We start from the raw sequence: 21,806 nt of genomic DNA on the forward strand, positions 1-21,806 counted from the left end.
GCGCATATCCAAACACCTCAGATTTGGGCGCCATCATAGCGCCCGATTGAAGTGTCCAAAATCATTAGGCCAGTTCAGGCTCGCTCCCACATTTAACACTCGATCGATGAATCCCCTGTGGGAGCGAGCCTGCTCGCGATAGCATCGCCCCGGTGTCAGATCCGCACGCTCAATAAGCATCGCTGTTCTATGCTCAGCCAGACCTCACAGGAGTGAACCATGCGCGTACTCGTCACCAACGCCCAGGACGATTTTCGGGTCAAGGCCTACGCTGGCACCAACGGTGTATTGCTCGCCATGGACCTGGCCGAACCCCGGCGCAAGGGCTTGCTCGGCTTTGCCATCGAGAAGCAGCACGGCGCCAAGCCCTGGCTGTTCCTGTTCAACAGCCTGACCTTCCCCGACAAGGTGCACACGTTCCCGCAATTTCGCGCTACGCCGAGCGATAAAGCACCGTTGCAGAAATTTCGCTGGGCCGACTACGCCATCAACCCAGGCGTGGCAATTCACTACCGTGTGCACCTGGCCTATGGCAGCCCTGACGCGCCGCAACTGGGGGAATCACTTGAGGTGTCAGTGACCAGTGACGATGGTCAGCCAAGCAACCAGGGGGTCATCTTCAATCGTGCCGTGGCCGCGAGCCAGGCCTTCCAGCGCAAATTTCCCGAGCTGGATGCGCTGATCGACGCCAACAAAAACCTGTCCATCGATGCTTGGCCCGACGCGCCGCGCCGCTGGCTGGAAAACGGTTTGCTAGGGCGCTTGACCGGTTTTATCGACCGGGCCCTGAACGCCAGTTGGGCCCTGGACGTCGCCATCTATGAATATGAACTGCCGGTGATCGTCGAGGCTGTGAACGCCGCTTTCGCACGGGGGGCGCGGGTACGGGTGCTGTACCACGCTGAGCCGGGAGACGACGGCACATTGCGCAACGAAGCCAGTCTGGCAGCGCTGCCGGCGGCCAACAAGCGCGGGCGCGTCACGCACAATATTTTCCACGACAAGTTCATCGTGCTGAGCAAGGTCGACGACACCGGTTCATTTCACCCCGAGGCCGTACTGTGCGGCAGCACCAATTTCACTGCCAACGGCGTCTACCGCCAGGCCAACGTTATTCATGTGCTGGACGACGCGCGGGTCAGCAACAGCTATCGCCAGGTGTTCGAGCAGATCTGGGCCGCACCCGAGGACGTCGGGGCCACGCGGCAGTGGATCAACCGGAACAACCCCATGGTCCCCGAGGAGCCATTGTTCACCGGGTTCTCGCCGCGTACGGGAGAGGGCGACCTGGATCGCTTCGTCGATATCATCAATGGCGCTCGCAAGGACCTGCTGTTCGTCACGGCCTTCGCCTTGCCCGACCGGATCCTCGATGCCTTGCTCGGTCAACCCAACGACGACGTGCTGCGTTACGGCCTGCAGAACACCACCAGCCGCATCACTGGCTTTCATGCCGACCGCACCGCCGAATTCGCCGCCACCGCGCTGCTCAATACCGGCCTGGAGGGCTGGCTCAGGGAAAACATGAAAGGCCAGAAAGGCAATCTGCTGGTGCACACCAAAGCCGTCGTCACCGACTTCACCAGCGACACGCCGACCATCATCAGCGGCAGCCACAACCTGAGTGCCGCGGCCAGCAGCGGCAACGACGAGAACTACCTGATCATTCAGGGCGACACCGACCTGGCCGACCGCTACGGGCTTGAGCTGCTGCGCTTCTACGAGCATTACCGCTTTCGCTATTTCGCGAAAAAACTGGCGCTCAAGCAGGTCAAGCCGCTGGCGGTGGATGACAGCTGGACGGACGATTATTACCGCGACGGGGATTTGCGGATGTTGTCCAGAGTGAGGTTTTGCGGACGCTAGGTGCAGTAAGTTACCCAGTGATGGCATGGGGCTGTTTATCGGCCAGGAAGCTGTCATGAACCTCTGTCACGGAAGGTACAACACTGCCTGACACTCCGCCATCGCGAGCAGGCTCGCTCCCACAGGGTACTTATTTGCCATTCCAAGAAACACGCCGTTATCCAAGCGTTGCTCGCAACCTTACAAGCTCCCGTGCCCGGCGGGTGGTGCACAAGGTTCGCAGTTGCTCGTGCAACCAGTGCAAGTCACGGCGAGGCGAACGACGCGGCCGTCTGGGTTTGGTTCGGCCGATGTGTTCGGCAAAGTTCTGGGTCAGCGAGGCCTGATCACCGACGCCCTTGAGCTTGCGGCGTAACTTCCCATCCTTATAAAACAGCACCGTGGGTGTCCCGGTAACGTCCGGGTGTCGGGGCGATTCGCTGGTACTCAATTTGTAGATCACCGCCCGATCCTTGAATGTCTCGGCAACGCTGCAAAACAGCGGCTCGGCCCAGCTACAGGCGTAGCAGTGGGGGTGGCCGAAATAGAAGACTACCGGGCGCCAGGTCTTGAGAGCCGTGCGGTAGTCCTTCGATGAGGCGATGTGAGTGATGAACGAACTCATGGCGGGCCTCCCTTCATCGACAGAGCGAGTGTTTGCCACCATAAGCAACACGGCCGGGCATCGCTACTGTCAGAGTTGACAGTAGCGTGGCTCCGTTTTGGTGCACAAAAGCCTCGCTTGCTCCCTGTCTGAGGCCTTGCTACCCGAGGCTGTAGCCAACAGTAGCAGTCCCTGCGCAGATGCCCGCGTTCCTATTGAAACGTCTGGGCGTGCCATCCTTTTGATTTTATTGGTTTTCCATTTTCCTTATCCATACACCGCATGCCTGTGGCACACTTTCTGCTGTCTATTCCGTTGTTACATACTAAGTTCCGGTATAGCGGAATAAACTGACTCAGGAGTGCTTGCCATGCATCGCCGACCTTCCTTGTTCAAAGCGTGTGTTTTTATCTTCGCGGCCACGACGGCTGCCATGGGTGTCGCTCAGGCGGCGGACAGCAAGCTCGATAGCGTGCTGCAGCGCGGGAAATTGATCGTGGGCACGGGCAGCACCAATGCGCCGTGGCACTTCCAGGGAGCGGATGGCAAGTTGCAGGGTTTTGATATCGACATCGCACGGATGGTGGCCAAGGGTCTGTTCAATGACCCGGAGAAAGTCGAGTTTGTGGTGCAGTCGTCCGATGCACGCATTCCGAACCTGTTGACCGACAAGGTCGACATGAGCTGCCAGTTCATCACCGTCACCGCCAGTCGTGCCCAGCAAGTGGCGTTCACCCTGCCGTATTACCGCGAAGGCGTGGGCCTGCTGCTGCCGGCCAACAGCAAGTACAAGGAAATCGAAGACCTCAAGGCCGCCGGCGATGACGTCACCGTGGCTGTGCTGCAGAACGTCTACGCCGAGGAATTGGTGCACCAGGCGCTGCCCAAGGCCAAGGTCGATCAGTACGACAGTGTCGATCTGATGTATCAGGCGGTGAACTCCGGCCGCGCCGATGCGGCCGCCACCGACCAGTCTTCGGTCAAGTACCTGATGGTGCAGAACCCTGGTCGCTACCGCAGCCCGGCCTACGCCTGGAGCCCGCAAACCTATGCCTGCGCGGTCAAGCGCGGCGACCAGGACTGGCTGAACTTCGTCAACACCACCTTGCATGAAGCCATGACCGGCGTGGAATTCCCCACCTATGCGGCATCGTTCAAGCAATGGTTCGGCGTCGAGCTGCCGTCGCCGGCCATCGGTTTCCCCGTCGAATTCAAATGATCCCGTGAGCCCGGGGCGCCCTTGAGGGCGCCCCGTTGAAGGTACTGCCGACCATGAATTATCAGTTGAACTTTGCCGCCGTCTGGCGCGATTTCGACACCTTGCTGGCGGGGCTCGGCCTGGGGCTTTCCCTGGCGCTGGTGTCGATCGCCATCGGTTGCGTGATCGGCCTGGCGATGGCGTTCGCGCTGCTGAGCAAGCACCGCGTGTTGCGGGTGCTGGCCTCGGTGTATGTCACGGTGATCCGCAATACGCCGATCCTGGTGCTGATCCTGCTGATCTACTTCGCCTTGCCAAGCCTGGGTATTCGTCTGGACAAAATTCCCTCGTTCGTCATCACTCTCTCGCTGTACGCCGGGGCCTACCTGACCGAAGTGTTCCGCGGCGGGCTGTTGAGCATTCACAAGGGCCAGCGTGAAGCGGGGCTGGCCATCGGTTTGGGCGAGTGGCAAGTGAAGGCCTACGTCACCGTGCCGGTGATGCTGCGCAACGTGTTGCCGGCGTTGTCGAACAACTTCATTTCACTGTTCAAGGACACCTCACTGGCGGCAGCGATCGCTGTGCCGGAGCTGACTTATTACGCCCGCAAGATCAACGTGGAGAGCTACCGGGTGATCGAAACCTGGCTGGTGACCACGGCCCTGTATGTCGCGGCCTGTTACCTCATTGCCATGCTGCTGCGTTATTTCGAGCAGCGTCTGGCGATTCGCCGTTAGGAGTGTTCCATGTACGAATCCCCCAGTTGGTTGCATGAGTTGTGGGTCGCCCGGGAGACGCTGTGGGCCGGGTTCCTGACCAGCGTGCAGTGCTCGGTACTGGCGATTTTGTTAGGCACGCTGATCGGCCTGTTCGCCGGGCTGGTGCTGACTTACGGTCGCTTCTGGATGCGCGCGCCGTTTCGTTTCTACGTCGACGTGATTCGCGGCACTCCGGTGTTTGTGTTGGTGCTGGCCTGTTTCTACATGGCCCCGGCCCTGGGCTGGCAAATCGGCGCATTCGAGGCCGGTGCCTTGGGCCTGACACTGTTTTGCGGCTCCCATATGGCCGAGATCGTGCGCGGTGCCTTGCAGGCCTTGCCCCGTGGGCAGATGGAGGCAAGCCAGGCCATCGGCCTGACGTTCTTCCAGGCGCTGGGTTACGTGCTGTTGCCCCAGGCACTGCGGCAGATCTTGCCGACCTGGGTCAATTCCTCCACCGAAATCGTCAAGGCTTCGACCCTGTTGTCGGTGATCGGCGTTGCCGAACTGCTGCTCAGCACTCAGCAGATCATCGCCCGGACCTTCATGACCCTGGAGTTTTACCTGTTCGCCGGTTTTCTCTTTTTCATCATCAACTACGCCATCGAATTGCTCGGGCGGCACATTGAAAAGCGGGTGGCCTTGCCATGACTGATGTTTCGACCTCTACCAATGCTCAACCGCTGCTGGACATTCGCGGTCTGCGCAAACAATACGGCCCGGTGGAAGTGCTCAAGGGCGTGGACCTGAGCATGCAGCGCGGCAATGTCGTCACCCTGATCGGCTCCAGCGGCTCGGGCAAAACCACGTTGCTGCGTTGCGTGAACATGCTTGAGGAGTTCCAGGGCGGGCAGATCGTGCTCGATGGCGAGGCCATCGGCTATGACGAGGTGGGCGGCAAGCGCGTGCGCCACCCGGAAAAAGTCATCGCCCGGCATCGGGCCATGACCGGCATGGCCTTCCAGCAATTCAACCTGTTCCCGCATTTGACGGCGTTGCAGAACGTCACCCTGGGCCTGCTCAAGGTGAAAAAGCTACCCAAGGACGAAGCCGTGGCCCTGGCCGAGAAATGGCTGGAGCGGGTCGGCTTGCTGGAACGGCGCAATCATTTTCCCGGTCAGTTGTCCGGCGGTCAGCAGCAGCGTGTGGCGATCGCTCGGGCGATTGCCATGAACCCCAGCCTGATGCTGTTCGACGAAGTGACCTCGGCCCTGGACCCGGAATTGGTGGGTGAGGTGCTGAACGTGATCAAGGGGCTGGCCGAAGACGGCATGACCATGCTGCTGGTGACCCACGAAATGCGTTTTGCCTTCGAGGTGTCCGACAAGATCGTGTTCATGAACCAGGGCCGCATCGAAGAACAGGGCCCACCGAAAGAACTGTTCGAACGGCCACAGTCGCCACGACTGGCTGAGTTTCTCAAGAACACCCGTTTTTAATTTTATTGAACCTCTGATTGATACAGGCAAGGAGAAACACCCATGAGCATTACGCGCTACGGCACCGGCAGCACCGCAGGCGGCGGTCAGCCACGGCCCTTCGCCCGAGCCGTTGAGGCCGACGGCTGGCTGCACGTGTCCGGTCAGGTGCCGGCGGTCAACGGCGAGATTATTGTCGGCGGGATCGTCGAGCAGACCCACCAGACCATGAAGAACCTGATCGCGATTCTTGAAGAAGCCGGATACGGCCTTGAAGATGTGGTGCGCTGCGGCGTATGGCTGGAAGATCCGCGGGATTTCTGGAGTTTCAACAAAGTATTTGGTGAATACTTCAGCCCCGAACATGCCCCTGCCAGGGCTTGTGTGCAAGCGAACATGATGGTTGATTGCAAGGTTGAGATTGATTGCATCGCCTACAAGAAAAAGGCCTGAGTCACTGAGGACTCATCGCGGGCACGCCTTGCTCCCACAAGGCAATGCAAACTCCTGTGGGAGCAAGGCTTGCCTGCGATAGCAATCTATCAGGCGGTGCAGCACTCTGGTTAAACTCCCGGCCAATTGAATGGGAACCCAAGACATGACCGAAGACACCATCAAACGCCGGGCCCGAGGGTTGGACCGGGCGTTCGATATCCTCGACTTCCTCAAGGAAATCGGCCAGCCGTTGCGCCCCAATGACATCGCCAGCGGCATCGGCAGTCCCAAGTCCACGGTCTACGAGCTGGTGGCGTCGCTGCTGGAGCGACGCATCCTGGAGCCGGTGGGCAAGGACGGCCACGTCTATCTGGGCCGCCAGTTGTACTTTCTCGGGCAGGCGCACCTGCGGCATTTCGACCTGAGTCGCGAGGCCGATCACGCCTTGCAGGAAATCGTCAGCCAGACCCGGGAAACCGCCCAGATGTGCCTGCTCAACGGGCGCAAATACACGGTGGCACTGATGAAGGAGGGGGAGCGGCATTTTCGCATTTCCTCGGACATCGGCGAGAACGCGCCGATTCCCTGGACCGCATCCGGACGCCTGCTGCTGGCGCATCTGAGTGACCAGCAGATCGTCGACCTGATCGACCCCGACGACTTCATCCTGCCGGACGGCGAGCGCCTGCCCCTGGAGCGGTTTCTCGCGGAGATCCGCCAGGCCGGGCTCGATGGATTTTTCTCCTTCGACAGTGTGGCTGACACCTTCACCCACTGCTTCGCCGCGCCGGTCAAAGACGCCAATGGCGTGGCCATCGCGACCCTGTGCATCGTCGCCCCACGGGCCGACGCCAAGAACAACTACGCCGACTACCGCCGGGTGCTGATCGAAAGCGCCAACAACCTGGCCCGTCGCATCAATGAATAGACAGCCGCGGCTGTGTGAGGAGTGTGAACATGTCTTCTGCCATTCATAACGCTGCCGTGGAGAAGGGGGCCGCCCAAGCGGGTGATCACCTGCTGCGCGACATCAGCCTGCCGGCGCTGGTGCTGCATCGCCAAGCGTTGGAGCACAACATTGACTGGATGCAAAAGTTCGTCACGGACAGTGGTGCCGAACTGGCGCCCCACGGCAAGACCAGCATGACCCCGGCGCTGTTTCGCCGCCAACTCGAGGCCGGCGCCTGGGGACTGACCCTGGCCACCGCAGTGCAGACCCGTGCCGCTTACGCCCATGGCGTGCGCCGGGTGCTGATGGCCAACCAATTGGTGGGCACGCCAAACATGGCGCTGATCGCGGATCTGCTGGCAGATCCAGCGTTCGAATTCCATTGCATGGTCGACCATCCCGACAACGTTGCCGAGCTGGGCGCGTTCTTTGCCTCTCGCGGTGCGAAGTTGAACGTGATGATCGAATACGGTGTGGTGGGTGGCCGGTGTGGCTGCCGGACCGAGGCCGAGGTGCTGGCCCTGGCCGAGGCGATCGGGGCGCAACCGGCGCTGGCGCTGACCGGTATCGAAGGCTACGAAGGCGTGATCCATGGTGACCACGCCATCAGTGGCATCCGTGCGTTTGCCGCATCCCTGGTGGGGCTGGCGGTGCAACTGCAGGACAACGGTGCGTTCGCCATCGACAAGCCGATCATCACCGCCTCGGGTTCAGCCTGGTACGACCTGATTGCCGAGTCTTTCGAGGCTCGGAACGCCCACGGACGTTTCCTCAGTGTGCTGCGTCCTGGCAGTTACGTGGCCCATGACCATGGCATCTACAAAGAGGCCCAGTGCTGCGTGCTGGAACGGCGTAGCGACCTGCACGAAGGTCTGCGCCCGGCCCTGGAAGTCTGGGCCCACGTGCAATCGCTGCCTGAACCGGGCTTTGCGGTGATCGCCCTGGGTAAACGCGACGTGGCCTACGACGCCGGGCTGCCGGTGCCGCTCAAGCGTTACCAACCCGGCTCCGACTCCATAGCGGGGCAGGACCTGGCCGGCTGCAAGGTCACGGCGGTGATGGACCAGCATGCGTTCATGACGGTGGCGACCGGGGTGGAACTGCGGGTAGGCGACATCATCTCGTTCGGTACGTCGCATCCGTGCCTGACTTTCGACAAGTGGCGGGTGGCGTGCCTGGTGGATGAGCAGTTGCGGGTGGTCGAGAGCATGGAGACTTGTTTCTAGCCTTGAAACCGAGTCGCGGCTATCGCGAGCAGGCTCGCTCCCACAGTGGGGGCGGTTGTGAACAGAGGATTTATGTTCACCAATATCCCCTGTGGGAGCGAGCCTGCTCGCGATAGCGGCCTGGCAGACACTATCGAAATATCAGGATCGCCCATGAGCTACCCCAACCCAAAACCTCGCATCGCCCTGATCGGCGAGTGCATGATCGAACTGCAGCAGCGCGCCGATGGCAGTCTGCAACAAAGCTTCGGCGGCGACACCCTGAACACCGCTGTGTACCTGTCCCGCGCCCTGGGTGACAAGGGCGCGGTGGATTACGTTACCGCCTTGGGCGACGACAGTTTCAGCGATGCCATGTGCCAGAGTTGGGCCGCCGAAAATATCGGCCTGGATCGGGTCCAGCGCCTGCCCGGTCGTTTGCCGGGTTTGTATTGCATCCAGACCGACGCGGCGGGTGAGCGGCGGTTTTTGTACTGGCGCAACGAGGCGGCGGTGCGTGATTGCTTCACCACCCCGGCCGCCGCACCGATTCTGGCGGCGCTGCCGGATTACGACGTGCTGTACTTCAGCGGCATCACCCTGGCCGTGCTCGGTGAGCAAGGTCGTGGCAAGCTCATCGAAACCCTGATCCAGGCCCGCCGGCGCGGGGCCGAGGTGGTGTTCGACAATAACTACCGGCCAAGGCTCTGGGCATCAGTGGATGCAGCCCGTGCGGCCTATCGCAGTGTATTGCCTTACGTGGAGCTGGCGCTGCTGACGGTGGACGACGAGCAGGCGCTGTTCGGTTATGCCGACAGCGCTGAGGTGTTCGCCGCGTACGCGCAGTTGGGCACGTCGGAAGTGGTGCTCAAGCGCGGTGCCGAGCCCTGTCTGATCTGTTGTGATGGTGAGTCTTTCGAGATTCCGGCCCAGCGAGTGGAGCGGGTGGTGGACACGACGGCGGCGGGGGATTCATTCAGTGCTGCTTACCTGGCAAGCCGCCTGCTCGGTGGCAGCCCGGTGGAGGCCGCCGAGGCTGGACATCTGTTGGCGAGCCGGGTCATCCAGGTGCCGGGGGCGTTGATGCCCAAGGACTGAAGGGGCCGGGAAGCACCTGTGGGAGCGGGCTCGATCATTAGTCCCGGTAGAACACCTGCACCAGGTGATAGCCGAACTTGCTCTTGATCGGCCCATGCACCACCCGCAGGGGCTTTTTGAAGATCACCGCGTCGATCGCACCGACCATCTGCCCGGGCCGCACTTCACCCAGATCACCGCCGCGTTTGCCCGAGGGGCAGGTGGAGTATTTCTTGGCCAGTACATCGAAGGCTTCGCCTTTGGCGATGCGTTGCTTGAGCTGTTCGGCTTCTTCGGCGGTTTTCACCAGGATATGGCGGGCTTGGGCTTTCATTGCAGCAGTGACCTGAACGGTGCGACGGGGCGGCGATTATGCCTCAAGTCAGGCGCCATGGTTGATCATCGTCCGAATCTTGTTCGCCAGCAGATCGAGGCTGAAGGGCTTGGCAACCATATCCATGCCCTGCTCGAGAAAGCCCTGGCGCTCGGTGGCCTTCTGCGCATAACCGGTCATGAACAGCACCTTCAGATCGGGCCGATGCTGGCGGGCGATTTCCGCCAGTTGCCGGCCATTCATGCCTGGCAGGCCGACATCGGTCACCAGCAAGTCGATGCGCTGGCTGGACTCCAGTAGCCCAAGGGCAGCCTTGGCGTCCTGGGCTTGAAGGGTGGTGTAACCCAGGGCGTCGAGCAGATCGAGCACCAGCATGCGCACGGCCGGTTCGTCTTCGACCAGCAACACGGTTTCACCGGCGACGGCGGCCGGTGCATCCAGCGCTACCGGCGCCGCAGTCTGCTGGACAGACGCGACGTACAGCCGCGGCAGGTACAACTGCACCCGCGTGCCCTGGTCCGGCACACTGTCCAGGCTCAGCAGGCCACCCGACTGTTGGGCAAACCCGTAGATCATCGACAAGCCCAAACCGGTGCCCTGGCCGATGGGTTTGGTGGTGAAGAACGGATCAAAGGCCTTGGCCAGCACGGATGGGGTCATGCCGCTGCCATTGTCGCTGACGGCAATCATCACGTAGTCACCGGCCTTGACCGGTTCCAGGGCACTGAGGTCATTCCCGTCGAGGTAGACGTTGGCGGTTTCGATGGTCAATTCGCCACCCTCAGGCATGGCGTCCCGAGCGTTGATCACCAGGTTGAGCAGGGCGTTTTCCAGCTGGCTGGCATCGGTGCTGACCGGCCACAGTTCATCGGCCAACTGCAGGCGCAGCACGATGTGATCGCCGGTGGTTCGGCTCAGCAAGTCTTCAAGTGAACGCACCAGGTCATTGGGGTCCAGCGGTTTGCGGTCCAGCGACTGGCGGCGGGAAAACGCCAGCAGACGGTGGGTCAGGGCCGCCGCACGATTGGCCGAGGACACGGCCGCTTCGGTGAAACGACCGATCTCGGCGGTGCGACCGCTGGCAATGTAGCGCTGCATCAGGTCGAGACTGCCGAGAATGCCGGTGAGCATGTTGTTGAAGTCATGGGCAATGCCGCCAGTGAGTTGGCCCACGGCCTCCATTTTCTGGGCGTGTCGCAGCGCCTCCTCGGCACGTTCGCGTTCGAACATCTCGTTTTGCAGGCGGTGGTTGGCTTCAGCCAGTTGCTGGGTGCGGGCGATGACGCGTTCTTCGAGCGTTTCGTTGAGGTTGCGCAGGGCCTCTTCGGTTTTCTTGCGCTCGGTCTCGTCGATCACAAAGATGTAGAAACCGTTCACCGCACCATCGGCCCCACGGCGCGGCAGGTAGTTGATCAAGGCATGGCGGGGACGGCCGTCGCGGTGATCCGATTGCACGGTGAAGCTGCACGGCTTGCCTGCCAGGGCGTCGGCGATCTGCTCGGCGCGGGCGGCGTAGGCTGAATCGCCGAGCACTTCGCGAATGGTCTTGCCATATAGCTCTTGGGGCGTCAGGCCATACCAATCCAGATAGGCGCTGTTGTTGAGGCGAAAACGTTCTTCCCGGTCCACATAGCTGATAAGGATCGGCATGGCGTTGATGATCAGTTGCAGTTCGGTCTGGCTCTGGCGCAGGGCCTGCTCGGTACGCTTGCGATCGGTCAGGTCCAGGGCCGCGCCGAGAAAGCGTTTGGGCCGGCCATGGCGATCCTTGTAGCACCGACCGCGCACGAACACCCAGCGCAGTTCGCCGTCAGGCCGCAGGAGACGGTACTCCTCGGCGTATTCAGTGCTGTGGGTGATGCAATGCTTGATGCTGCGGGTGACCATGGCCCGGTCTTGGGGATGCACGCCTTCAAGGTAAGCGCTGATGGGCAACTGGCGCGACAGGTTCGGGTCGACGCCATGCAGCACCGCGAAGTGCTCGTCGGCAACAAAGCGGTCTTCGCTGATGTCCCAATCCCAGGTGCCTAGCGTATCGGCAGCGGCCAGGGCCAGTTGCAGGCGTTCCTCGCTTTCCTGCTGGGCCTTGAGACTGGCCTCTGAGCGTCGCTCGAACTCCAGGGCCAGGCGTCGTCGTTCACCGGTCTCGATGGCTGTGACCAGAATACCGGCCACGGCGCCGTCTTCATCGCGCACGGGGCTGTAGGTCAGGTCCAGCCAGACATCGCAGAGGCGGCCGGCGAAGGGCACTCGCCATTGCTGATCGCGACAGGTGTACCCGTGGCCTTGCAACACGCGGTGATAAATCGGCCCGCTCAGGTCTTTGAGTTCGGGCCATGCTGAATGGGTCGGCTGGCCGAACGCCTGGGGGTGTTTGTCGCCCGTCAGGCGGGTAAAGGCGTCGTTGTAGAAATGAATCAGCTGTGGCCCCCACAGCAGGGACATCGGCAGCGGCGAGTGGAGCACGATGTCCAGGGCGGTACGCAGGCTCTGGGGCCAGGTTTGGGCAGTGCCCAGCGGGCTGTTGGCCCAGTCACGTCGGGCGAACAGGCTTTGTATGTCAATGCCGGTGGGTGTTGCGTTCATCACGCAAACCCTGCAAATCGTGTCGCAGCCACGGTGTCTACTATCCTCTGAAGAAGGTAAGCGCGGGTTGGTCTGAAAAGTTTGCTCATCGGGTCAGCTTGTTTCATTGAAGTCTCGCGGAAGTCAATCAGGCCATGGAAATCGATCCCTTGTTACGCATCCTGGCGAGCCAGGATGGCTCCGACCTCTATATGTCCACCGGTGCGCCGCCGTGCGCGCGTTTCGAGGGGGTGCTCAAACCCTTGAGCAACCAGCCCTTCAAGGTGGGCGACATCGCCGGGCTCGCCGAGTCTTTGATGGACGCCGAACAGCGGCTTGAGTTCGATCGAGAACTGGAAATGAACCTGGCTATCTCCCTGGCTGGGGTCGGGCGGTTTCGCGTCAATATCTTCAAGCAGCGCAATGACGTGTCCATGGTGATCCGCAACGTCAAGCTCGACATCCCTCGGTTCGAGGACCTGAAACTGCCAAATGTGTTGCTGGACACCATCATGCAGAAACAGGGGCTGATGCTGTTCGTCGGCGCGACAGGGTCGGGCAAGTCGACTTCCCTGGCGGCGCTGATCGATTACCGTAATCGCAACAGCAGCGGCCATATCATCACCATTGAAGATCCGGTGGAGTATATCCATCGACACAAGAAATCGATCATCAATCAACGGGAAGTCGGTGTCGACACCCGCAGCTTTCATGCCGCCCTGAAGAACACCTTGCGCCAGGCACCAGACGTGGTACTGATCGGCGAAATTCGTGATCGCGAAACCATGGAACATGCCCTGGCCTTCGCCGACACCGGGCACCTGGTGATTTCCACCCTGCATGCTCACAATGCCAACCAGGCGCTGGACCGGGTGATCAATTTCTTCCCGGAAGAACGCCGGCCGCAGCTGCTCAATGATCTGGGCAACAACCTCAAGGCGTTCGTGTCGCAACGCCTGGTGCGCACTCGCACCGGCCAGCGCCGGGCCGCGGTGGAGGTCATGCTGGGCTCGCCCACGGTGGCCGACCTGATCCGCCGCAATGAGTTCGGCGAGCTCAAGGGCATCATGGAAAAGTCAGAAGAACTCGGGATGCAAACCTTCGATCACGCCCTGTACAACCTGGTGGTGGAGGGTGCTATCGATGAGGAGGAAGCCCTGAAAAACGCCGATTCGGCAAACAACCTGCGGTTGCGCCTGAAGTTGCATGCCGAGTCGGGGGCAGCGGTGCCCCCGGCCGATCCGGCGGCGGGGGAGTGGGGGTTGATGGATTGATGGTTCCACAGGCATACCGCGTTGTCGTTCATCGCGAGCAGGCTCGCTCCCACAGGGAATCGATGGTGATTGCCAATCCTGTGTTCACCACCGACCAATGTGGGAGCGAGCCCGCTCGCGATGAGGCCAGATGGCCCATACGGCTTTAACCTCAGGTGGTCAGTTCCAGCCGATCCCTGAACTGCTCCAGCGCCTCGGGATTGGCCAGGGCATCGGTGTTTTTCACCACCTGCCCATGCACCACGTTGCGCACCGCCAGTTCCACCACCTTGCCGCTGATGGTCCGCGGGATGTCGCTGACTGCCAGGATCTTCGCCGGCACATGACGCGGTGTGGTATTGGCGCGGATCACCTGGCGGATCTGTTGCTCCAGGGCCTCATCCAGGGTCACGCCGTCGCGCAGGCGCACAAACAGTACCACGCGCACATCACCCTGCCATTGCTGGCCGATAGCAACGCTGTCCAGCACCTGCTCGACCTTTTCCACCTGCCGATAGATTTCCGCCGTGCCGATGCGCACGCCACCGGGGTTGAGCACTGCATCCGAACGCCCGTGGATCAAGAAACCGCCGTGAGGCAGTTCCTCGGCGTAGTCCCCCTGGGCCCACACACCGGGGAACTGGCTGAAGTAGGAGGCCCTTAGCTTTTCCTGCTGCGGATCATTCCACAGGCCAATGGGCATGGCCGGGAAGTGCCGGGTGCAGACCAGTTCACCTTTCTCACCGATGACCGCCTGGCCTGCCTCGTTCCAGACCTGCACCGCCATGCCCAGACTCTTGCCCTGCATCTCGCCACGGCGAACGGCGGACAACGGATTGCCATTGACGAAGCACGACACAATGTCGGTGCCACCGGACATCGAGGCCAGGCACACCTGGGGCTTGAAGTCGCGATACACGTAGTCGTAGCTATGGGGCGCCAGGGCCGAGCCGGTGGACAGGATGGTTTTCAGGCTGCCCAGGTCATGGGTCTGTCGCGGTTTCAAACCCTGGCTTTCCAGGGCCGCCAGGTATTTGGGGCTGGTGCCGAATACGCTGATGCGCTGCTGGTCGATCAGGTCCAGCAGGCGCTCGGGGCCAGGGTGAAAGGGCGAGCCGTCGTAGAGCACCACCGCACTGCCGACGGCGAGGGCCGACACCAGCCAGTTCCACATCATCCAGCCACACGTGGTGTAGTAGAACAGGCGATCTTCGGGGCCAAGGTCCACATGCAGGCCATGTTCCTTGAGGTGTTGCAGCAACACGCCGCCGGTGCTGTGGACGATGCACTTCGGCACGCCGGTGGTGCCACTGGAATAGAGGATGTACAGCGGATGATCGAACGGCACGTCAACGAACGCCGGTTCGCCGCCACAGCGGTAGAAGTCGCTCCACAACGCGACGCTGGCCGTTGTCTTGAAGTCTTCGACGCGGGCGTCAGGGCATGCATAGGGCAGGATGATCAATTGCTGCAGCGAAGGCAGGCGCTCGAGGATTTCGTTGACCTTGGCTCGCTGGTCGATGACCTTGCCGGCGTAGCGGTAACCGGCGCAGGTAATCAGCACCTTGGGCTCGATCTGGCCGAACCGGTCGATGACCCCGTGGGTGCCGAAGTCAGGCGAGGAGCACGACCAGATCGCCCCCAGGCTGGTGGTGGCGAGCATGCCCGCCAGGGTCTGCCAGGTGTTGGGCATGCACGCGGCTACCCGGTCGCCCTTGCTCACACCTGCCGCTTGCAGGCTTTTTTGCAGGCCAGCGACGTGGGCGGCAAGTTCGGCCCAGGTCAGTTGTTCTTGCCCGCCACTTTCGTCGAGGGCAACCACGGCCACGGCGTCATCGCGCCGGCGCAGCAGGTGTTCGGCAAAATTCAGTGTCGCCCCGGGAAACCACCGGGCGCTGGGCATTTGCTCACCTTCGACCAGCACATCGCTGGGCGCCTGGTGAAAACGGATCTCGAAGAAGTCGACGATGGCCTGCCAGAAGGCTTCACGCTGGTCGATGCTCCAGGCGTGCAGCGCCGGATAATCGCTCAGTTGCAGCTGATGCCGTTCGTTGATGAACCGGCGAAAGGCGTCCATGCGTGACTGGGCGATGCGATCGGGGGTGGGTTGCCAGAGGATGTCGGACATGGGGTGCCTCTTTTTCTTTTATGTACACACAAACTATAGAGCGACCCAATCTTGTGGCGAGGGGATTTATCCCCGACTTGTGGGAGCAAGGCTTGCCCGCGATGAACGAAAACGCGGTTTAGCTGTTAAACCGCGGTGCGGCCATCGCGGGCAAGCCTTGCTCCCACAGATAAATCCCCTCGCCACAAGGGATCGCAAGAAATTTACTGAGCCAGCCACCCACCATCAATATTCCACGCCGCGCCACGTACCTGGCTGCCGGCTTCGCTGCACAGAAACAGCACCAGTTCCCCCAGTTGCGGCGGGGTGACGAATTCCAGGGAAGGCTGTTTTTCGGCCAGCAGGTCATGCTGTGCCTGTTGCGGGTCGATGCCCGTGGCAATGCGGTCGTCGATCTGTTTCTGCACCAGCGGTGTCAGCACCCAGCCAGGGCAGATGGCGTTGCACGTCACGTTACTGGTGGCGGTTTCCAGGCCGACCACTTTGGTCAGACCGATCACCCCGTGTTTGGCTGCGACGTAGGCGGCCTTGCCCACCGAGCCGACCTGGCCGTGCACCGAGGCAATGTTGATGATCCGCCCCCAGCCCTTGGCGCGCATGCCCGGCAGGCTCAAGCGCGTGGCATGGAACACCGAGGACAGGTTGATGGCGATGATCGAGTCCCAGCGCTCCACCGGAAAATCTTCCACGGCGGCCACATGCTGGATACCGGCGTTGTTCACCAGAATGTCCACGCCGCCGAACTCCCGTTCGGCGTAAGCGAGCATGTCGGCGATCTGCGCCGGATCACTGACATCGGCCGGATGATGGCCGACCTTGCCGCCGAACTGTTTCACCTCGGCGATCACCGTCGAGGCATCGCCGAAGCCGTTGAGGATCAGGTTGGCGCCGGCCTTGGCAAGGCTCAGGGCGATGCCCAGGCCGATGCCGCTGGTAGAGCCGGTGACCAGGGCGGTCTTGCCCGAAAGAGGGGTTGTCATGGGGAGCCTCACACAATGCCAGTGGCGTAGAACACAGCGATCACGAAGAACACCGCGAGGGTCTTGATCAGCGTAATGCAGAAAATGTCTTTGTAGGCTTCACGGTGGGTCAGACCGGTCACCGCCAGCAGGGTGATCACCGCGCCGTTGTGGGGCAGGGTGTCCATGCCGCCGCTGGCCATGGACGCGACCCGGTGCAGCACTTCCAGAGGAATGTTGGCGGCGTTGGCGGCGCTGATGAACGTTTCGGACATCGCCGCCAGGGCGATGCTCATGCCGCCCGAGGCTGAACCGGTGATGCCCGCCAGCAGCGTCACGGTCACGGCTTCATTGACCAGTGGATTGGGGATGTTCTTGAGCCAGTCGGCCAGCACCAGAAAACCCGGCAAGGACGCGATGACCGCGCCAAAACCGTATTCCGAAGCGGTGTTCATTGCCGCCAGCAGCGCACCGCCCACCGCGCTCTTGCTGCCTTCGGCCAGCTTGCTGCGAATGGTGCTGAAGGCGAACAGCAGCACCAGGACAATGCCCACCAGCAACGCGGCCTGCACGGCCCAGATCGCGGTGAGCTTGGCGATGTCGCTGGTCACGGGTGTGGTCATGCCCGGCAGCGCCAGGCTGTGGGTCTTGCCATACCACTGGGGAATCCACTGGGTGAACAGCAGGTTCATGATCCCGACCGCCAACAGCGGCGAAATGGCGAGCCAGGGATTGGGCAGTTTGATGTCTTCGGCAGTCTCCGGCTCGTTGCGCAGTTCGGTGCCGTAGCCTTCGCCTAGGCGCTGGGCCTTGTTGCGCTGGCGTTGCAGGAACAGCATGCCGAAGCTGAACACGAAGATCGTGCCGATCACACCCAGCCAGGGCGCGGCCCAGGCGGTGGTGTTGAAGAAGGTGCTGGGGATGATGTTCTGGATCTGCGGCGTGCCGGGCAGAGCGTCCATGGTGAACGAGAACGCGCCAAGGGCAATGGTGGCCGGGATCAGCCGCTTGGGAATATTGCTCTGGCGGAACATCTCGGCGGCGAACGGATACACCGCGAACACCACGACGAACAGCGACACGCCGCCATAGGTCAGCAAGGCGCAGACCAGCACGATCACCAACATGGCCTGGCGCGTGCCCAGCAGGCGAATCGCCGCCGCGACGATAGAGCGGGAGAAACCCGACAGCTCGATCAGTTTGCCGAACACCGCGCCGAGCAGGAACACCGGGAAATACAGTTTGATGAAGCCGACCATCTTCTCCATGAACACCCCGGTGAAAGCCGGCGCGACGGCGGAAGGGTCAGTGAGCAGGACGGCGCCGAGGGCGGCGATGGGGGCAAAAAGGATAACGCTGTAGCCACGGTAGGCGGCCACCATCAGCAGCGTGAGGGCTGCCAAGGCAATGATCACACTCATGGTGTGTCTCCTGGATTGTTATTTTTGTGGTGAAGCGGTGGGGAGGGCTTTAGCGAGATTTGTGCCAGGTATGTAATTTATTGAAATATAAGAGAATTATTGATTTTGGTGAGGGTGGCTCGAGAGTTTTGTCTCTGTTTTGAGATTTTCAGGGGCTGTGCTGGCCTCATCGCGAGCAGGCTCGCTCCCACAGGTTGACCGAGTTCGTCAGGAAAGTACGGTCCACTGTGGGAGCGAGCCTGCTCGCGATGAGCGCGAAGCGCTCAAAAGGAGCTGTCTATATCTAGAGATATGCGTCTCTTTATTGAGACTCGGCAATCCCCAGCGCCACCATTTTCTTATACAAGGTCGACCTCCCCAGCCCCAACCGCTCAGCCGCTTCAACTACCTTGCCGCCGCATTGCGCGAGGGTGGTTTCGATCAAGTGGCGGTCGAATCGTGCCCGGGCCTGGCTGAAGGTTTCTTGCGGCAGCGGCTCCTGATGTGGATTCAACGCACGGGTGACCGGCGTGAAAGTCCCAATGGCCGCTCGAATATCGGCGGCAGTGAGCAGCAGGTCGTCGCTGAGCAGCGCGGTTCGTTCCAGCACATTGCGCAACTCCCGGATGTTGCCCGGCCAGGCGTGTTGCCCCAGCAGGTCGAGTGCGTCGTGGTTCAGTTCGTGCTGGCTGCGCAGTTCTTCGAGGATCGCCTCGCTCAGGGCCGGCAAATCATCCAGGCGTTCGCGCAGCGGCGGGACCTGGATCGGCAACACATTGAGGCGGTAATACAGGTCGGCGCGAAATTCTCCGCGTTTGATCGCCGCTTCCAGATCCATGGACGTGGCAGCGATGATCCGCACGTCGCTTTGCAGCACCTCGTTGGAGCCCACGGGTTCGTATTCTTTTTCCTGCAAGACCCGCAGCAGTTTGCTTTGCAGCGGCAGTGGCATGTCGCCAATTTCGTCCAGGAACAGTGTGCCGCCCTGGGCGATCTGCAGCTTGCCGGCGCGGCCTTTGCGGTCGGCGCCGGTGAAGGCGCCCGGGGCGGTGCCGAAAAACTCGGCTTCCAGCAGGGCCTCCGGGATCGCCGCGCTGTTGATGCTGACGAACGCCTTGTGCGCCCTCGGCGAAGCACCGTGGATTGCCTGGGCCAGCAGTTCCTTGCCGGTCCCGGTTTCGCCGAGCAACAGCACCGGCGAATCGGCGCTGGCGCTGCGCCGGGCACGACGCTTGACCTCCAGGCTGGCGCTGCTGGTGCCGATGAAGTGGGCGAAGTTGTACCGAGTCTGCCGTGCCCGCAACAGCGAGCGGGTGGAGGCCAGTTCCTCCTGCATGCTCAGGTAGCGCTTGAGCATCGGCGACAGACTACGCAATTCATCGAACAGGGCAAAACCGATGGCGCCGATCACCGCGCCCGCGCTGTCGTGGATCGGCAGGCGCATCACCACCAGCGGCTCCTTGGGCGTGTCCTGCATGTCCAACAGAATCGGTCGGCCAGTACGTACCACTTCGCGCAGCAGGCTGCTGGGGATCACGCTCTCGCACGCCCGGCCGATGGCTTCTTGCGCTGAGTTCAGGCCGAAGCGCCGGGCGTAGCGTTCGTTCATCCAGACGATGTTCGCGTCACGGTCGACAATCACCGTGCCTTCGCTGGACTGTTCGATGATCTCGAACAACGAACGGATCGCCAGCGTGCGCACGCGCTTGTAATCCTTGAGGCTTTCGGTGGGGTTCATCGGGCATTTCCAGAAGGTGGGATTTGCCGGCATCCTCCGATCAAAGGGGTTGCCAAAGAGCGGCATTATGCCGGGAGGGGCCGGCCGAGCACTACTCCGCCCGCATCCTTTGCCGTGGCGTATCAATGGCAAACCCTAAGCCTTAGTGGATCTGCTCAGTGGTGGGCAGTCTGATAAACTTGTACAGTTTTCACTAATATGTACATTTTTCTGAGAGCGCTCATGAATAAATTCAACCCTCGCAAGCTGCAGCTCTCCAAATGGACGGCCTGTGCGCCGACTGATCGGGAAAAGCATTTTCTCGTCACCAAGCTGCTCTGTGATGAGGAGGGGACACCCATTCAGATTGAGCTTGAGGCTGTATACAGCGCTCGTGTGACGTTGCTCGACTGGCGCGAGTTGCGCGACAGCAAGCATTGGAAAATGGGCTGGTGCTGAATGTCTTGGGCTGTGCCATAGAGATCCGTATGACTTCTGATAGTTATACATAATAATAAAGTTGTACAAGTTTTCCTGCGATAGTGGCTTAATGCAGCTACCTAGCGATGGCATCTCTGCCTTCGTGTGGCTACAGCCACGCATTCACGCCTCCGGGAGCGCCACCCATGTTCATTCGTACTCGCAAGCATCAGGACGCCTTGCACGAAATCCAGGCCAGGCAGGCTTTTCTCGAAGCCGAACGGACGGCCTTGCAGCAATGCATGGCGATCATCGAGTTCACCCCGACGGGCGAGGTGCTCGACGTCAGCCCGGTTTTTTTGAAAATGATGGGGTATTCACTCAGCGAAACCCTCGGTCAGCATCATTCGATGTTTTGTGAGCCTGCCTATTCACGCAGTGCCGAATGCTCGGCGTTATGGCGGCAGTTGGGGCAGGGTTCTCCAGCCGACAGCCAGTTTCTGCATTTGCGGCGTGATGGAAGCTGGCTGTGGGTGCACGCAAGCTACGTCCCTGTGCTGGATCACCATGCAAAGGTGCAGCGCATCATCCTGATTGTTCGCGATATCAACGAGCGGGTGTTGCGCGCCCAGGCCGAAACCAGTTTCATGCAAGCGATCGACCGTTCCATGGCGGTTATCGAATTTGATCTGAGCGGTCAGGTCGTGAATGCCAACGAGAATTTCATGAACGTCATGGGGTACCGCCTGCAAGAAATTCGGGGCCAGCATCACCGGATTTTCTGCAAACCAAGCGAGGTCCAGAGTGAGGCTTATCGTGGCTTCTGGGCCGGGCTCAATCGCGGTGAATACAGGACCGGCCTTTTCGAGCGCGTCGACAATCGAGGCGCGACTGTCTGGCTGCAGGCTACCTACAACCCTCTCTACGATGCACGGGGGCGCTTGTATGGCGTGGTCAAGTTCGCCACTGACAGCACTCGCGAAGTCGAGCAACGCCAAAGTGAATCAAAAGCCGCCGGACTTGCTTTCGAGACGTCCCGGCAGACCGATGAGCAAACCCGGCTCGGCACGTGTGTGGTTCAGCAAACCGTTACGGTGGTGCAAAGCATCGCCGATGAGCTTCAGCAGGTGTCAGCCGGGATAGGTGCCCTGAGCGCGCAGTCCGAAGAAATCGGCAGCATCGTCGATGCCATCCGGGGCATTGCCGAACAGACCAATCTGCTTGCGCTCAATGCCGCCATCGAAGCGGCTCGCGCCGGGGAGCAGGGACGCGGTTTCGCGGTGGTGGCCGATGAGGTGCGCAATCTGGCGCGACGTACAAGTCAGTCAACTGTGGCCATTACTCAAGTCGTCGCCAAGAACCGTGAATTGGCCAGGCAAGCGGTGAGTAGCATGCAATCGAGCACGCTCAAGGCAGAGCAGGGGGTGAAACTGGCTAACCAGGCCGGCACTGTCATTCTGGATATTCATCGAGGCGCGCAGCAGGTGGTGGAGGTGATGGGTGAGTTCGCTCAAGCGCTGGATCAACGACGTGGCGCCTGA

General features: G+C 61.1%; 19 protein-coding genes. 12 read left to right on the forward strand and 7 right to left on the reverse strand.

The window, feature by feature from the left end; genetic code table 11:
• Positions 1 to 219: 219 nt before the first annotated feature.
• A complete protein-coding gene (locus tag T3A99_RS13120; protein WP_107322656.1) occupies positions 220 to 1,866 on the forward strand; it encodes a phospholipase D-like domain-containing protein in 1,647 nt (548 codons plus the stop codon).
• 157 nt (positions 1,867 to 2,023) lie between these two features.
• Here T3A99_RS13120 and T3A99_RS13125 read toward each other — a convergent pair whose 3' ends face one another.
• Positions 2,024 to 2,470 (reverse strand): thioredoxin family protein, encoded by a 447-nt coding sequence (locus T3A99_RS13125; RefSeq protein ID WP_076384043.1) that lies wholly within the window; start codon positions 2,468 to 2,470, stop codon positions 2,024 to 2,026.
• 349 nt (positions 2,471 to 2,819) lie between these two features.
• On the opposite strand from T3A99_RS13125, the gene T3A99_RS13130 reads away from it, so the two are divergent.
• The 8 genes from T3A99_RS13130 (at position 2,820) to T3A99_RS13165 (ending at position 9,510) form a co-directional block, all read left to right on the forward strand.
• On the forward strand, positions 2,820 to 3,668 hold the full coding sequence (locus T3A99_RS13130; protein ID WP_047227834.1) for a transporter substrate-binding domain-containing protein: 849 nt from the start codon (positions 2,820 to 2,822) through the stop codon (positions 3,666 to 3,668).
• Positions 3,669 to 3,721: 53 nt separating this feature from the next.
• A complete protein-coding gene (locus tag T3A99_RS13135; protein WP_076386604.1) occupies positions 3,722 to 4,384 on the forward strand; it encodes an amino acid ABC transporter permease in 663 nt (220 codons plus the stop codon).
• 9 nt (positions 4,385 to 4,393) lie between these two features.
• Positions 4,394 to 5,056, forward strand: a complete 663-nt coding sequence (locus T3A99_RS13140; RefSeq protein ID WP_322834447.1) for an amino acid ABC transporter permease — start codon at positions 4,394 to 4,396, stop codon at positions 5,054 to 5,056.
• A complete protein-coding gene (locus tag T3A99_RS13145) occupies positions 5,053 to 5,844 on the forward strand; it encodes an amino acid ABC transporter ATP-binding protein (protein ID WP_047227836.1) in 792 nt (263 codons plus the stop codon). Before T3A99_RS13140 ends, T3A99_RS13145 begins: the two co-directional genes overlap by 4 nt.
• A gap of 42 nt (positions 5,845 to 5,886) precedes the next feature.
• Positions 5,887 to 6,276 carry a RidA family protein gene (locus T3A99_RS13150; RefSeq protein ID WP_047227837.1) on the forward strand — a complete coding sequence of 130 codons (390 nt, stop codon included), beginning with the start codon at positions 5,887 to 5,889 and terminating at the stop codon, positions 6,274 to 6,276.
• Positions 6,277 to 6,421: 145 nt separating this feature from the next.
• On the forward strand, positions 6,422 to 7,186 hold the full coding sequence (locus T3A99_RS13155) for an IclR family transcriptional regulator (protein ID WP_047227838.1): 765 nt from the start codon (positions 6,422 to 6,424) through the stop codon (positions 7,184 to 7,186).
• A gap of 29 nt (positions 7,187 to 7,215) precedes the next feature.
• Entirely contained in the window at positions 7,216 to 8,433 is a 1,218-nt protein-coding gene (locus tag T3A99_RS13160; protein WP_047227839.1) for an amino acid deaminase, read from the forward strand.
• A gap of 153 nt (positions 8,434 to 8,586) precedes the next feature.
• Entirely contained in the window at positions 8,587 to 9,510 is a 924-nt protein-coding gene (locus tag T3A99_RS13165; RefSeq protein WP_047227840.1) for a sugar kinase, read from the forward strand.
• Between the two features lie 37 nt (positions 9,511 to 9,547).
• Here T3A99_RS13165 and T3A99_RS13170 read toward each other — a convergent pair whose 3' ends face one another.
• Both T3A99_RS13170 and T3A99_RS13175 read right to left on the reverse strand, forming a co-directional pair.
• On the reverse strand, positions 9,548 to 9,823 hold the full coding sequence (locus tag T3A99_RS13170; RefSeq protein ID WP_019690952.1) for a peptidylprolyl isomerase: 276 nt from the start codon (positions 9,821 to 9,823) through the stop codon (positions 9,548 to 9,550).
• 48 nt (positions 9,824 to 9,871) lie between these two features.
• Positions 9,872 to 12,409 (reverse strand): PAS domain-containing protein, encoded by a 2,538-nt coding sequence (locus T3A99_RS13175; protein WP_322834448.1) that lies wholly within the window; start codon positions 12,407 to 12,409, stop codon positions 9,872 to 9,874.
• A gap of 134 nt (positions 12,410 to 12,543) precedes the next feature.
• Between T3A99_RS13175 and T3A99_RS13180 the strand changes: the two genes are divergently transcribed.
• Entirely contained in the window at positions 12,544 to 13,662 is a 1,119-nt protein-coding gene (locus T3A99_RS13180; protein WP_047227842.1) for a PilT/PilU family type 4a pilus ATPase, read from the forward strand.
• Between the two features lie 151 nt (positions 13,663 to 13,813).
• On the opposite strand, the gene T3A99_RS13185 is transcribed toward T3A99_RS13180, so the two are convergent.
• The 4 genes from T3A99_RS13185 to T3A99_RS13200 all read right to left on the reverse strand — a co-directional run bounded on the left by T3A99_RS13185 (position 13,814) and on the right by T3A99_RS13200 (position 19,866).
• Complete coding sequence (locus T3A99_RS13185; RefSeq protein ID WP_322834449.1) at positions 13,814 to 15,769, reverse strand: acetoacetate--CoA ligase; 1,956 nt, start codon at positions 15,767 to 15,769, stop codon at positions 13,814 to 13,816.
• Positions 15,770 to 15,972: 203 nt separating this feature from the next.
• Complete coding sequence (gene hbdH, locus T3A99_RS13190) at positions 15,973 to 16,749, reverse strand: 3-hydroxybutyrate dehydrogenase (protein WP_076384048.1); 777 nt, start codon at positions 16,747 to 16,749, stop codon at positions 15,973 to 15,975.
• An 8-nt stretch (positions 16,750 to 16,757) separates the two neighbouring features.
• Positions 16,758 to 18,149 carry a GntP family permease gene (locus tag T3A99_RS13195; RefSeq protein ID WP_047227845.1) on the reverse strand — a complete coding sequence of 464 codons (1,392 nt, stop codon included), beginning with the start codon at positions 18,147 to 18,149 and terminating at the stop codon, positions 16,758 to 16,760.
• A gap of 301 nt (positions 18,150 to 18,450) precedes the next feature.
• Positions 18,451 to 19,866, reverse strand: a complete 1,416-nt coding sequence (locus tag T3A99_RS13200) for a sigma-54 interaction domain-containing protein (RefSeq protein ID WP_047227846.1) — start codon at positions 19,864 to 19,866, stop codon at positions 18,451 to 18,453.
• Between the two features lie 222 nt (positions 19,867 to 20,088).
• Between T3A99_RS13200 and T3A99_RS13205 the strand changes: the two genes are divergently transcribed.
• Both T3A99_RS13205 and T3A99_RS13210 read left to right on the forward strand, forming a co-directional pair.
• Positions 20,089 to 20,304 carry a TIGR02450 family Trp-rich protein gene (locus T3A99_RS13205; protein WP_160894197.1) on the forward strand — a complete coding sequence of 72 codons (216 nt, stop codon included), beginning with the start codon at positions 20,089 to 20,091 and terminating at the stop codon, positions 20,302 to 20,304.
• Positions 20,305 to 20,471: 167 nt separating this feature from the next.
• Positions 20,472 to 21,806: a methyl-accepting chemotaxis protein gene (locus tag T3A99_RS13210; RefSeq protein ID WP_281460035.1), complete on the forward strand. Its 1,335-nt coding sequence runs from the start codon at positions 20,472 to 20,474 to the stop codon at positions 21,804 to 21,806.

The organism is Pseudomonas sp. N-137, from assembly GCF_034555295.1.
Classification (GTDB): Bacteria; Pseudomonadota; Gammaproteobacteria; order Pseudomonadales; family Pseudomonadaceae; genus Aquipseudomonas; species Aquipseudomonas rhizophila.

What these genes read in the sequence shown, in the direction of transcription:
- T3A99_RS13165 (WP_047227840.1), top strand. Translation starts at nt 8,587, where the DNA reads ATGAGCTACCCCAACCCAAAACCTCGCATCGCCCTGATCGGCGAGTGC.
- T3A99_RS13185 (WP_322834449.1), bottom strand. Translation starts at nt 15,769, where the DNA reads ATGTCCGACATCCTCTGGCAACCCACCCCCGATCGCATCGCCCAGTCA.
- T3A99_RS13150 (WP_047227837.1), top strand. Translation starts at nt 5,887, where the DNA reads ATGAGCATTACGCGCTACGGCACCGGCAGCACCGCAGGCGGCGGTCAG.
- T3A99_RS13200 (WP_047227846.1), bottom strand. Translation starts at nt 19,866, where the DNA reads ATGAACCCCACCGAAAGCCTCAAGGATTACAAGCGCGTGCGCACGCTG.
- T3A99_RS13210 (WP_281460035.1), top strand. Translation starts at nt 20,472, where the DNA reads ATGTTCATTCGTACTCGCAAGCATCAGGACGCCTTGCACGAAATCCAG.
- hbdH (WP_076384048.1), bottom strand. Translation starts at nt 16,749, where the DNA reads ATGACAACCCCTCTTTCGGGCAAGACCGCCCTGGTCACCGGCTCTACC.
- T3A99_RS13145 (WP_047227836.1), top strand. Translation starts at nt 5,053, where the DNA reads ATGACTGATGTTTCGACCTCTACCAATGCTCAACCGCTGCTGGACATT.
- T3A99_RS13195 (WP_047227845.1), bottom strand. Translation starts at nt 18,149, where the DNA reads ATGAGTGTGATCATTGCCTTGGCAGCCCTCACGCTGCTGATGGTGGCC.
- T3A99_RS13205 (WP_160894197.1), top strand. Translation starts at nt 20,089, where the DNA reads ATGAATAAATTCAACCCTCGCAAGCTGCAGCTCTCCAAATGGACGGCC.
- T3A99_RS13155 (WP_047227838.1), top strand. Translation starts at nt 6,422, where the DNA reads ATGACCGAAGACACCATCAAACGCCGGGCCCGAGGGTTGGACCGGGCG.
- T3A99_RS13120 (WP_107322656.1), top strand. Translation starts at nt 220, where the DNA reads ATGCGCGTACTCGTCACCAACGCCCAGGACGATTTTCGGGTCAAGGCC.
- T3A99_RS13135 (WP_076386604.1), top strand. Translation starts at nt 3,722, where the DNA reads ATGAATTATCAGTTGAACTTTGCCGCCGTCTGGCGCGATTTCGACACC.
- T3A99_RS13130 (WP_047227834.1), top strand. Translation starts at nt 2,820, where the DNA reads ATGCATCGCCGACCTTCCTTGTTCAAAGCGTGTGTTTTTATCTTCGCG.
- T3A99_RS13175 (WP_322834448.1), bottom strand. Translation starts at nt 12,409, where the DNA reads ATGAACGCAACACCCACCGGCATTGACATACAAAGCCTGTTCGCCCGA.
- T3A99_RS13125 (WP_076384043.1), bottom strand. Translation starts at nt 2,470, where the DNA reads ATGAGTTCGTTCATCACTCACATCGCCTCATCGAAGGACTACCGCACG.
- T3A99_RS13170 (WP_019690952.1), bottom strand. Translation starts at nt 9,823, where the DNA reads ATGAAAGCCCAAGCCCGCCATATCCTGGTGAAAACCGCCGAAGAAGCC.
- T3A99_RS13160 (WP_047227839.1), top strand. Translation starts at nt 7,216, where the DNA reads ATGTCTTCTGCCATTCATAACGCTGCCGTGGAGAAGGGGGCCGCCCAA.
- T3A99_RS13180 (WP_047227842.1), top strand. Translation starts at nt 12,544, where the DNA reads ATGGAAATCGATCCCTTGTTACGCATCCTGGCGAGCCAGGATGGCTCC.
- T3A99_RS13140 (WP_322834447.1), top strand. Translation starts at nt 4,394, where the DNA reads ATGTACGAATCCCCCAGTTGGTTGCATGAGTTGTGGGTCGCCCGGGAG.